The organism is Paraclostridium sp. (assembly GCF_051657365.1).
GTDB lineage: Bacteria > Bacillota > Clostridia > Peptostreptococcales > Peptostreptococcaceae > Paraclostridium.
In genome coordinates, this window is the sequence record NZ_JBOFKN010000010.1 from 45,077 (window position 1) to 57,755 (window position 12,679).

Below are 12,679 nucleotides of genomic sequence, written 5' to 3' on the forward strand. Positions count from 1 at the left end.
TATGCACTATAATCTGTACTTAATGATTTATATTTTTATAAAAATCAAATTTTTTAATAAATTCATTTAAATAATATAAATTCAAATGAAAAATAGCAGGTTTACACCTATACTACATAGATATACACCTGCTATTTATATTAATTTATATTATTTGCTCTCACCTTTACCACCATTAATTTGGAAGAAGTATGTAGATGCTTTTAATGTTGTCTTAAATTCTGGAGAATCTTTATATTTATCAACATTTTCAGAGCTTAATCCTACTATATCTATTCCTGATGTTTCGTATAAGTTAAGTGCTGCGTTATTATCTTTTACTATCTTAGTATTTACTTTATCTATCTTAACCGAGTTAGCATCCCAGTAACTTGGATTCTTGCTCATTGTAAATATGTCTTCTATCTTCCAATCACTTAATGTAAATGCCCCATTATATACAGTTTTATCATGACCAGTTCCATATTCACTACCAAATTGTTCTACAACTTTTTGATTTTGAGGTAGGAATGATTTAAAGAACATCAAACTATCAAAATAGTGAACTGGTCTTGCTAGTTCAACTTTTAATGTATAATCATCTACAGCTTTTATTCCAACACCATCTGCATTATCAGTTTTTCCTAAGTTGTAATCCTTAGCTCCAACTATATCATACATAATAAATCCATATGTAGATGCCGTTGCTGGATCTAGAGTTCTTTTCCATGAATATTCAAAGTCCTTAGCTGTTACAGGATCTCCATTTGACCACTTAGCATTCTTTCTTAAGTTGAAAGTCCAAGTTTTACCGTCTTCTGATTTTTCCCATTTTTCAGCTACCCCAGGAGCTATTTTACCATCTTTATCTAATTTAACTAACCCTTCCATAGTGTTCATCAATACCTCAGAAGAAACTGTATCTTCTGCTTTACTTATATCTAAAGTAGGTATATCTGAAGCACTTGTTATATTAAGATCTTTTTTACCTTCTCCTAATTCAACCCAATTATATATTGCTGGAACCCCAAATGATGGAGTAAGTCTGCCACTTACATATGGTTTTTGTAAATAAGATACCCCTGATTGAGTTAACGGTACTAAATAAGCATCTTCTAACATTATTTTCTCAGCTTCTGCAAACTTTGCCCAACTTTCCTCTTGAGTCTCTGCAGATTTAGCTTCTTCTATAAGTTTATTATAATCTGCATTTTTATAGCTTGTATTTGTAGCATATTGTATTCCTTCTTGCATAGTTTCTAAGAATGTTAATGGATCTGGATAATCTGGATTCCATCCTGCATATGATAAATGGAAATCCCCTTTTCCTTCTAACTCTAGCTTTTGTTTAAATGGTTGTGTTTTTATCTCTACCTTTAATCCTGGAAGTGCTCCTTGTAGCTCTGCTTGCATAAACTCTGCTTGTCTTTTACTACTTTCAGAGTCAAATGTTAATAATTCTAATGTAACTGTATCAAATCCAACTTCTTCTTTAGCTTTTTCCCATGTTTTAGCAGCTTCTTCATCATTATGTTCATAACCCATAGGTCCAGCTACTTCTCTATAATCTTTCCCAGCTTCATTATAAGCTAATTTTTCTGCTACATAATATGATGCTGGTATAGTTCCATTATTTAATATAGTATCACACATAGCTTGTCTGTCTACAGACATAGCGATAGCAGCTCTAGCATTTTCATTTGCTAATACTTTTAATGCATCGCCTTCTCCTTTCCCACTACTACTTCCTCCACTAGATGTATCTCCTCCTGTACTACTACAACCAACTAAAGCCATTACAGCTATAGCTGATGTTGCACACATTACAGCCATTTTTTTCTTAAAAACCATAACATATCCCCCTTATTTCTTTTTTTTACCATTCTTCTTGTTAATTTAAATTATAGGATAGTTTTTGATAAATGTCATTATTTTTTGAATTTTTATTTTTTTGATATGTTTTTATATTCACATGCATATTTTAAAACATGCCCTATTTAATATATTTATACCTTCTATATGAAAATCCTCCATTTAAATTTTTTAAATATTATAAATTTTTTATATAAATGATTGTTTTTTAGCACAAACCGTATTAATATTATATTAAACCTAACTTGTATAATTTAGTAAATTGAATTTACGACAGGAGGGATTCTTAGTTGAAAAGATTCCATAAATTAATTTCAGTAAATTTAGTACTTAGTTTTTTATTCTGTATATTTAAGAATTTTGAAAGATTTTCTTTTATAAATGCATCTTTTGTAATAGGAATGATATTTTTATCAATTGGAGTATTTTTTTATGTGACAGAACAAGGCGTCTTTAATTTAACTATCTACGCATACAACAAAGTAAATAATCAAATTCAAAAAAGTAGAGGCATTTTATCTGATGGAAATATAACTATAGACGACTATATAAACAAAAAATATCAATTTGCTAATACTAATTCACTTTTATCATCTGGTTTAATCATATCTTTGAGCAATTTATTTCTAAGCTTTTTAATGTACTAATAATGTTATATGTAACATAAATATTATATATAAATGTAAATGTTTTTTATTAACTTGTTTTCAAATTCTGGTACTAATTTTTTATCAGAATTTATTTTTAAATAATACTATTTTATTCAAGGGGGTGTAGCGATGGGTCGCTATATTTTAAAACGTCTTACGCTTATGTTGATGACATTATTAATTGTTATTTCAGTTACATTTTTCTTGGTACGACTATTACCTGGAAGCCCATTTAATGATGAAAAGTTAAACGCACAACAAGTTGAAATGATTAACAAACAATATGGTCTTGATGCACCAGTTCCAGTTCAGTATGTAAGGTACATGACAGGTGTATTTACAGGGGATTTAGGAAGATCTTTCAAGTATGATAACAAAAAGGTTGAGGACCTAATAAGTACTCGTTTAAAACCTTCTGCTATGCTAGGAGCTCAAGCTCTGGTTATAGGAAGTACAGTTGGTTTAACTTTAGGTATCGTAGCCGCACTTAAAAAGAATACTTTTTGGGATTATTTTGCTACTGTTATCTCTGTCTTAGGAGTTTCAGTTCCATCATTTGTATTAGCAGCACTTCTTCAATTGTATTTAACAACAAAACACCAAATTTTCCCAGTTACATGGGGAATGCCTATAGGATCTGATTTTAGATATGCTTGGACAGTATTACCATCTATAGCATTGGCATTTTTCTCAATAGCAAGTATCGCTCGTTTTACTAGAACTGAACTTGTTGAAGTTCTAAATGCAGATTACATAGTTACTGCAAAATCTAAAGGTTTAACGAAAGCAGCAGTAATAATAAAGCATGCTTTAAGAAATGCATTAATACCTGTTGTTACTATGTTGGGACCTTTAACTGTTGGTTTACTTACAGGTTCTCTAGTTGTTGAAAAGGTTTTCGCAGTTCCTGGATTAGGTGATTTATTAGTATCATCTATAACAACAAATGACTTATTCTGTATATCAGGAGTTTCTATATTCTATAGTGCACTTTATATAGGTGTAATATTATTAGTTGATATACTTTATGGAATTATAGATCCTAGAATACGTGTTGCAGGGGGGAAAGCTTAATGATGGATAAAGTTATTATTGATGGCAAAGAAGTTCAACTTACTTCCGACTTATTCGAAGTTAGTCCTGCTGATATGACTCAGCACGAGGCTATAACTAGACCTAGTTTAACGTTTTGGCAAGATGCTAGAAAAAGATTATTTAGAAATAAAGGTGCTCTTACAGGTTTAATAATTTTATCTGTAATATGCTTTCTTACTATATTTGGACCAATGTTTAATAAGTATTCTTATGACCAACAAAATCTTAGCCATGCTAAACTTCCTCCAAGAGTTCCAGTTGTTTCTTCTATAGGAATAATGGATGGTAGTAAAAATGAAACAAGTTATGATGGCAAAGTATCTAAAGTTGATGTTTATGAAAGAAAAGGAGTAGATGATAGTACTAACTATTGGTTTGGAACAGATGACCTAGGTCGTGATTTATGGACTCGTACTTGGAGTGGTGCTAGAGTTTCTTTATTCATAGCTATACTAGCTGCTGTTTATGATTTATTAATAGGTGTTACTTACGGTGGTATTTCTGCTTATTACGGTGGCAAAGTAGATATGTATATGCAACGTTTCATAGAGATATTAACAGGTATACCTAGTCTTGTAATATTAACATTATTTATATTAGTGTTTGAACCTGGTGTTTTATCTATGTCTCTTGCAATGGCAATATCAGCTTGGACCGGAATGTCTAGAATAGTTCGTTCTCATGTTCTTAGAATCAAGAATCAAGAGTTCGTTTTGGCTTCTAGAACATTAGGATCTTCTGATAAGAAAATAATAATTAAACATTTATTCCCTAATATAATAGGTCCTGTAGTTGTTATGATGATGTTCTCATTACCTAACGCTATATTCTACGAGGCATTCCTTAGCTTCATAGGTTTAGGACTACAACCTCCATATGCATCACTAGGAGTATTAATAAACGATGGGTTTAAACAATTACAAACAAATCCTTATATGATGTTTATACCATCATTGGTAATTTGTTTATTAATATTTAGCTTGAATTTACTTGCAGATGGATTAAGGGATGCAGTTGACCCTAAAATGCGTAATCAATAGTTAGAAAGGGGATGAATTTTATGGAAAAAGAAAAATTATTACAGGTTAAAAATTTAAAAGTTCACTTCAAAACTTTTGGTGGCGAAGTTCAAGCTGTAAGAAATGTTACATTTGATTTACATAAAGGTGAAACTCTTGCTATAGTTGGTGAGTCTGGTTCTGGTAAGTCAGTTGCATGTAAAACAATAATGAGAATAATGTCTTCAAATGCGATTATCAAAGAAGGAGAAATATTATTCAACGGTAAAAATTTAGCTAAGTTACCCGAGAAGGAAATGGAATCGATAAGAGGTAAAGATATCGCTATGATATTCCAAGATCCTATGACTTCTTTAAACCCTACTACTACTATAGGAAAACAAATTTCAGAGGGAATAATCAAACATCAAGGTTTATCTAAAGATGAAGCTATGAAAAAAGCCATCGAACTTATAGATCTTGTTGGTATTCCTTTCCCTGAAAAAAGAGCTAAGCAATATCCTCATCAATTTTCAGGTGGTATGCGTCAGCGTATAGTTATAGCTATCGCACTTGCTTGTAACCCTAAGGTTCTTATAGCTGATGAACCTACTACTGCTCTTGATGTTACTATACAGGCTCAAATACTAGAACTTATAAAAGATTTACAAAGAAAAACTGGAGTTGCTGTTATATTCATAACTCATGACCTCGGGGTTGTTGCTAATATGGCAGATAGAGTTGCAGTTATGTATGCTGGTAAAATAATAGAAGTAGGTACATCTGATGATGTTTTCTATGACCCTCAGCATCCATATACTTGGGGCTTGTTAGCTTCTATGCCTAGTTTAGATGTAGGCCAAAATGATTTATATAATATACCCGGTACTCCTCCAGACTTAATGAATCCACCACCTGGAGATGCATTTGCACTACGTAATACAAATGCACTTAAAATAGATTTTATCGCAGAACCTCCTATGTTTAAAGTTAGTGATACTCACACTGCTGCTACATGGCTACTTCATCCATCAGCACCTAAAGTAGAAAGACCTGCCAGCATAGGAAGAAAGAAGGTGTCTTCAAATGAGTAAGAAAAAATTATTAGAAGTTAAAAATCTTAAGCAATACTTCCCTATCGATAAGAAAAGTGTTGTTAAGGCTGTTGATGATGTAACTTTCCATATTTATGAAGGAGAAACTTTTGGTCTTGTTGGTGAATCTGGTTCTGGTAAATCTACTACTGGTAGAACTATTATAAGATTGTATGATCCAACTGAAGGAGAAATAATATTTGATGGCAAAAACATATCAAATCATAAATTAGACAAAGATGTTAAAGCTTTTGTAAATAAAAATATGCAAATGATTTTCCAGGATCCTATGGCTTGTCTTAATCCTCGTATGACGGTTATGGATATAATAGCTGAAGGACTTGATATACATGGTTTATGTAAAACTAAAGAAGAAAGAACTCAAACTGTATATGAACTTTTAAGAACCGTTGGTCTTAATGAGCAACATGCAGGAAGATATCCTCACGAATTTTCTGGTGGACAAAGACAACGTATAGGTATAGCTCGTTCATTAGCTATACAACCTAAGTTTATAATTGCAGATGAGCCAATATCTGCACTTGACGTTTCTATCCAAGCTCAAGTTGTAAACTTACTTAGAAAATTACAAAAGGAAAAAGGATTAACATATTTATTTATAGCACATGACCTTTCAATGGTTAAATATATAAGTGATCGTATAGGGGTTATGCATCACGGTAAGTTGGTTGAATTAACAACTTCTGAAGAATTATATGCTAATCCTCTTCATCCATATACAAAATCACTATTATCAGCTATACCGCTTCCTGATCCAGAACATGAAAGACATAGAGTTCGTATAAAATACGATCCTAGTATTCATGATTACTCTAAGCATCCTGCTAAGTGGTTAGAAATTAGACCCGACCACTTTATATATGGTTCAGAGCCTGAGTTTGCTGAGTATGAAAAGGAGTTAGCTCAAAGAGAAGCTACAAATTAATAATGCTAAATAAAAATGAGGATGTAAATACATCCTCATTTTTGTAGTTCATTTTATCTTTCAAAGTATTTTTTTAAGAATAATCCAGTATATGAACCAGCTACTTTAGATACTTCTTTAGGAGTCCCGGTAGCAACTATTTTACCACCTTTATCTCCTCCTTCTGGTCCAAGATCTATTATATAATCACATGTTTTTATCACATCTAAATTATGCTCTATTACAACTATAGTATTTCCTGTATCAGCTAATTTTTGTAAAACATCTATTAGTTTATCTACATCAGCCACATGAAGTCCTGTAGTAGGTTCATCTAATATATATAAAGTCTTTCCTGTTGCTCTTTTGCTTAATTCTGTAGCAAGTTTTACCCTTTGAGCTTCTCCTCCTGATAACTGAGTTGATGGTTGTCCTAATTTTATATATGAAAGACCTACATCCATAAGAGTTTCTAGTTTTCTTCTTATTGTTGGTATATTTTCAAAGAAATTAAAAGCTTCTTCAACATTCATATCTAAAACATCTGCAATAGTTTTATCTTTATACTTAACTTGTAGAGTTTCTCTATTATATCTTTCTCCCTTGCATATTTCACAAGGAACATAAACATCTGGAAGGAAGTGCATTTCTATTTTTATTATACCGTCTCCCTTACAAGCTTCACATCTACCACCTTTAACATTAAAACTAAATCTTCCCTTTTGATAACCTCTAGATTTAGCTTCATTTGTAGATGCAAATAAATCTCTTATTAAATCAAACACGCCTGTATACGTAGCAGGATTTGAGCGAGGTGTTCTTCCTATAGGGCTTTGATCTATATTTATTATCTTATCTATATTTTCTATCCCTTTAATCTCTTTATGTTTACCTGGTCTTTCTCTTAATCTATTTATCTTTGTAGCTATTCCTTTATATAAAATATCATTTATTAATGTACTTTTTCCAGACCCAGATACTCCTGTTATACATGTAAATTTGCCTAATGGTATTTTAACATTTATATTTTTTAGGTTATTTTCAGTAGCTTTTACTATTTCTATAATATTTCCATTACCTTCTCTTGTAACTTCTGGTATTTTTATAGTTTTTTTGCCACTTAAATACTGTCCTGTTAGTGAATTAGAGTTTCTAAGTATCTCATCTAACACACCTTCTGCCACAATTTCTCCACCATGAACTCCTGCTCCAGGTCCTATATCTACAATATAATCAGCTTCTCTCATAGTATCTTCATCATGTTCTACTACTATAAGAGTATTTCCTATATCAGTTAAATGTCTTAAAGTTTTAATTAATCTATCATTATCTCTTTGATGTAATCCTATACTCGGCTCATCTAATACATATAAAACTCCTACTAGCGCAGATCCTATTTGAGTAGCTAATCTAATACGTTGAGCTTCTCCTCCTGATAAAGTTCCTGCTTTTCTCGATAATGTTAAATAATCTAATCCAACATCTCTTAAAAATGATGCTCTACCTTTTATTTCTTTTAGTATTTCATGTGCTATGAACTTTTGTTTTTCTGTTAAGTTTATATTTTCAATATAATCTATAAGTTCATTAACTGAGTAATCCGTTACTTCCATTATATTTTTATTATCTACTAATACAGAAAGTACTTCTTTTCTTAATCTATTACCTTTGCATCTTGGGCAAGGTCTCTCACCCATAAACTCCTCTATTTTTTCTCTTGAGTGCTCTGAATTTGTTTCTTTATATCGTCTTTCTAGATTTACTATAACCCCTTCAAAAGGAGCTTTATATAATCTATTTCCACCATATTTAGATTCATAAACAAATTCAACCATTACGTTATCATGTCCATAAAGTAACTCTTGTACAAAATCTTCTGGTAAATCTTTAAATGGTGTAGATAAATCTACTTTAAATTTATCAGCTAAACTTTTTACCATTTTACTATAATAAGTATCATCGTTAGTTCCTACTGATCCCCACGCTGCTATAGCACCTTGCTTTATAGAAAGCTCTTTATTAGGAACTACAAGATCTGGATCTACTTCTTTACTTTCGCCTAGTCCATTACATGTATCACAAGCCCCAAATGGACTATTAAAAGAAAACATTCTAGGTGATAGTTCTTCTATACCTATGCCATGCTCTGGGCAAGCAAATTTAGTTGAATAGAGAATTTCATCGCCTTCTATAATTTGAGCTATAACAAGTCCGTCAGATAATTTTACTGCCGTTTCTATAGAATCTGCCAGTCTAGTTTCTATACCTTCTTTCATTACGATTCTATCAACTACAACTTCTATATTATGTTTTTGATTTTTATTTATTTCAATTTCATCAGTAACTTCATAATTACTTCCATCCACTCTTATTCTTACAAAACCTTCTTTTTTTATATTCTCTATAACTTTTTTATGCGTTCCCTTTTGACCTCTAACTACAGGAGATAATATCTGCAACTTAGTTCTTTCTGGAAAATCCATCATTTTATCAACTATCTCTTGTATCGTCATTTGGCTTATTTTTTTCCCACAAGTTGCACAATGTACTTCTCCAACTCTAGCAAATAATAATCTTAAATAATCATATATTTCAGTTACTGTACCCACTGTTGAACGTGGATTTTTTGATGTTGTCTTTTGATCTATAGATATAGCGGGAGATAGACCTTCTATATATTCAACATTAGGCTTCTCCATCTGTCCTAAAAACTGTCTTGCATATGCAGATAAACTTTCTACGTATCTTCGTTGTCCTTCTGCGTATATAGTATCAAATGCTAAAGATGATTTCCCTGATCCAGAAAGACCTGTAAAAACTATAAACTTATCTCTTGGTAAAGTTAAATCAACATTTTTTAAATTATGCTCTTTAGCTCCTTTTATTATAATTTTATCATTCATAATTTTAATCCTTTCATAATACATTTTTAATCATTTATGCTTATTATATAGTTTCTTATTTTAACTTTTCTTCTAATTCCTTTATCTTATCTCTTAATTGAGCAGCTCTTTCAAATTGAAGGTTTTGTGCAGCTTCCATCATCTCAGCTTGAAGATTGTCTATAGACTCTCTAATACTATCTTCATCATTTTCATTTATCTGACCATATACAACTTCTTCATCAGCAACTACAGTAGCTTCAATTCCTTTTCTTATTCCTTTTTTAATAGTCTGAGGAATTATATCATGTTCTTGGTTATAGTGCGTTTGTATTTCTCTTCTTCTCTTTGTTTCATCTATTGCACTTTGCATAGATCTAGTTATTTTATCTGCATACATTATAACTCTACCATGCTCATTTCTAGCAGCTCTACCTATAGTCTGTATAAGTGATGTTTCAGATCTTAAAAATCCTTCTTTATCTGCATCTAAAATAGCAACTAATGAAACTTCTGGAATATCTAGGCCTTCTCTTAACAAGTTTATACCCACTAATACATCAACCTTACCTAATCTCAAATCTCTAATTATTTCTATTCTTTCTAAAGTATCAATATCAGAATGTAAATACTTAACTTTTATACCTATCTCTTTAAGATAATTAGTTAAGTCTTCACTCATTTTCTTAGTCAATGTTGTTATAAGTACTCTTTCACCTTTGTCTACAATACCATTTATTTCTCCAACTAAATCATCTATTTGATTGTTTATAGGTCTAACTTCTATAATCGGATCTAATAATCCAGTAGGTCTTATTATCTGTTCAGCTATAGTAGTAGAATGCTCAATTTCATAAGGCCCTGGAGTTGCCGTTACAAATAATATTTGATTTATATTTTGTTCAAATTCATTAAAATTCAAAGGTCTATTATCATAAGCTGAAGGTAATCTAAACCCATTATCTATAAGAGAAGTTTTTCTTGACCTATCTCCAGCATACATCCCTCTAATTTGAGGAACTGTTACATGAGATTCATCTATTATTATTAAATAGTCATCCGGAAAGAAGTCCATAAGTGTATATGGCTTATCTCCAGGTTTTCTCCCTGTTATATGTCTAGAGTAGTTCTCAATTCCCTGACAAAAACCTATTTCTTTTAACATCTCTATATCATATCTAGTTCTCTGATCAATTCTTTGTGCCTCTATAAGCTTTTCATTCTCTTTGAAATAATCTATTCTATCTTTCAACTCATCTTGTATATCTACAATAGCTTTTTCTATTCTTTCTGGTGTCGTAACATAGTGAGATGCAGGGAATATAACTATGTGATTCCTAAGTCCAACTATTTTACCTGTTAAATAATCTATTTCTGTTATTCTATCTATTTCATCCCCAAAAAATTCTATTCTAATAGCTCTTTCATCTGTATTAGCTGGGAAAATTTCTAAAATATCACCTCTAACTCTGAATGTTCCTCGAGTAAAGTTAACATCATTTCTTTCATACTGTATATCTATTAATCTTTTTATAATTTCATCTCTATCTCTTTCCATTCCAGGTCTTAAAGATACCATAAGTTCCTTATAATCTTCCGGGTCCCCTAAACCATATATACACGATACAGAAGATATGATTATACAATCTCTTCTTTCTAATATAGCAGCAGTCGCTGAATGTCGTAATTTATCTATCTCGTCATTTATACTAGCATCTTTTTCTATATAGGTATCACTATGAGCTACATAAGCCTCTGGCTGATAATAATCATAGTAACTTACAAAATATTCAACTGAATTTTCAGGGAAAAATGCTTTAAACTCTTCATAAAGCTGAGCTGCCAATGTTTTATTATGTGCTATTATTAATGTAGGTTTTTTTACTTGTTGTATAATATTAGCCATAGTAAATGTCTTCCCTGACCCTGTAACTCCTAATAGTGTACTAAATCTTTCATTATTATCTATAGCATTAACAATTTTGTTTATAGCCTCAGGTTGATCCCCTGTTGGCTTATACTCCGATTGAATTTCAAATTCCACAATATCCACTCCTAACCGAACATTAGTTCACAATATACTATCTTAATTATATCATAGCTTTTATAATTTTCATCACTCTATATTAATATTCTCTTATTTAGCATATTTTAAATATTTTTATTTTAAAATATGCTAAAATATCCTATAGTTTTCATTTCTAATCGTAATATATTAAATATTTTCCAATAAAAAAGAGCTTATCTACTTCCTAGATAGCTCTCTTTAATCAATTTTAATCAATTATTTTCTTAAATTTTTAACTTTATCTAAAAGCTCTACATCCTCTTGTGTAGAAGGTTCATCAATAACTAAATTATGAGGCATTTTAACTCCATCTAAGTCCACACAAACAAAAGTTAAAAACCCTTCAACAACTATGCTATCATCTCTAATAACTTTACCATAAACAGTTAAACTTGTTTTCCCAGCATATATAATTTTTGATTTTATATTTATAATATCACCTTTTCTTATAGGTTTAGTAAATTTAACTTCATGAACTTTCAAGCAAACTAAATTTTCAGGATGCTTATACTCATTTGCAACAGTTATAAAACAGCTTTCAACAAACCATTCACTCATTCTTCCTGCAAATAAGGTTCCATGATGATTTAAATCTTCACTTTTTACAAGTCTATATGTATCGTAATATTTCATATAAATACCTCCTAATAGGTTATATAGTAAATGTTATACATAAAAAGCTTCATACACAACATTTATTTATAAATAAAAAAAATAAAGCCTCTATGGGGGATAGAGACCTTTTAATGGGGGAGATTGAGTATTTATTTATACTTATATAATGTCCCATTTTTAGATTTATATACTACTTTTTATAAATTTTTTTATAATTTATTTTTTATTACTTCCCGTGTAATATTTTTATTAGTTTTACAGAACTAAGTGAGAGTTATATTTGCAGTGCAGAAGTCATTTAAAACATCTACTCAGCTTTATGACTTCAAACGCAAATATAACTCATCACCGCCCCTATGTAAAACAAAAAAAGATTACGCGGCTACGTCCTACTCTCCCAGGCAGCTTCCCACCAAGTACCATCGGCGCTAAAGAGCTTAACTTCTGTGTTCGGAATGGGAACAGGTGTATCCTCTTTGCTATAACAACCGCATAATCTTT

General features: G+C 31.0%; 9 protein-coding genes and 1 rRNA gene. 5 read left to right on the top strand and 5 right to left on the bottom strand.

Annotation, left to right across the window (positions count from 1 at the left end):
• Positions 1-150: 150 nt before the first annotated feature.
• The gene (locus ACRCYC_RS00460) at positions 151-1,830 is read right to left on the bottom strand and encodes an ABC transporter substrate-binding protein (RefSeq protein WP_438617229.1); all 1,680 of its coding nucleotides are present in this window, start codon (positions 1,828-1,830) and stop codon (positions 151-153) included.
• A gap of 311 nt (positions 1,831-2,141) precedes the next feature.
• Between ACRCYC_RS00460 and ACRCYC_RS00465 the strand changes: the two genes are divergently transcribed.
• The 5 genes from ACRCYC_RS00465 (at position 2,142) to ACRCYC_RS00485 (ending at position 6,634) form a co-directional block, all read left to right on the top strand.
• Positions 2,142-2,498 (top strand): DUF3899 domain-containing protein, encoded by a 357-nt coding sequence (locus ACRCYC_RS00465; RefSeq protein ID WP_438617230.1) that lies wholly within the window; start codon positions 2,142-2,144, stop codon positions 2,496-2,498.
• Positions 2,499-2,630: 132 nt separating this feature from the next.
• A complete protein-coding gene (locus ACRCYC_RS00470) occupies positions 2,631-3,575 on the top strand; it encodes an ABC transporter permease (RefSeq protein WP_438617231.1) in 945 nt (314 codons plus the stop codon).
• A complete protein-coding gene (opp3C, locus tag ACRCYC_RS00475; RefSeq protein WP_438617232.1) occupies positions 3,575-4,636 on the top strand; it encodes an oligopeptide ABC transporter permease in 1,062 nt (353 codons plus the stop codon). The genes ACRCYC_RS00470 and opp3C overlap by 1 nt, the downstream gene beginning before the upstream one ends.
• 20 nt (positions 4,637-4,656) lie before the next feature.
• Positions 4,657-5,688 (top strand): ABC transporter ATP-binding protein, encoded by a 1,032-nt coding sequence (locus ACRCYC_RS00480; protein WP_438617233.1) that lies wholly within the window; start codon positions 4,657-4,659, stop codon positions 5,686-5,688.
• Positions 5,681-6,634, top strand: a complete 954-nt coding sequence (locus ACRCYC_RS00485) for an ABC transporter ATP-binding protein (protein ID WP_438617234.1) — start codon at positions 5,681-5,683, stop codon at positions 6,632-6,634. The genes ACRCYC_RS00480 and ACRCYC_RS00485 overlap by 8 nt, the downstream gene beginning before the upstream one ends.
• Positions 6,635-6,687: 53 nt before the next feature.
• Here ACRCYC_RS00485 and uvrA read toward each other — a convergent pair whose 3' ends face one another.
• From uvrA to rrf, 4 genes are all read right to left on the bottom strand, one after another.
• The gene (uvrA, locus tag ACRCYC_RS00490) at positions 6,688-9,516 is read right to left on the bottom strand and encodes an excinuclease ABC subunit UvrA (RefSeq protein WP_438617235.1); all 2,829 of its coding nucleotides are present in this window, start codon (positions 9,514-9,516) and stop codon (positions 6,688-6,690) included.
• Between the two features lie 55 nt (positions 9,517-9,571).
• Positions 9,572-11,539 carry an excinuclease ABC subunit UvrB gene (gene uvrB, locus ACRCYC_RS00495; RefSeq protein ID WP_438617236.1) on the bottom strand — a complete coding sequence of 656 codons (1,968 nt, stop codon included), beginning with the start codon at positions 11,537-11,539 and terminating at the stop codon, positions 9,572-9,574.
• A 240-nt stretch (positions 11,540-11,779) separates the two neighbouring features.
• Positions 11,780-12,196, bottom strand: coding sequence for an acyl-CoA thioesterase (locus tag ACRCYC_RS00500; RefSeq protein ID WP_438617237.1), 417 nt, complete (start codon positions 12,194-12,196; stop codon positions 11,780-11,782).
• A 358-nt stretch (positions 12,197-12,554) separates the two neighbouring features.
• A 5S ribosomal RNA gene (gene rrf / locus ACRCYC_RS00505) occupies positions 12,555-12,671 on the bottom strand.
• Positions 12,672-12,679: the final 8 nt, after the last annotated feature.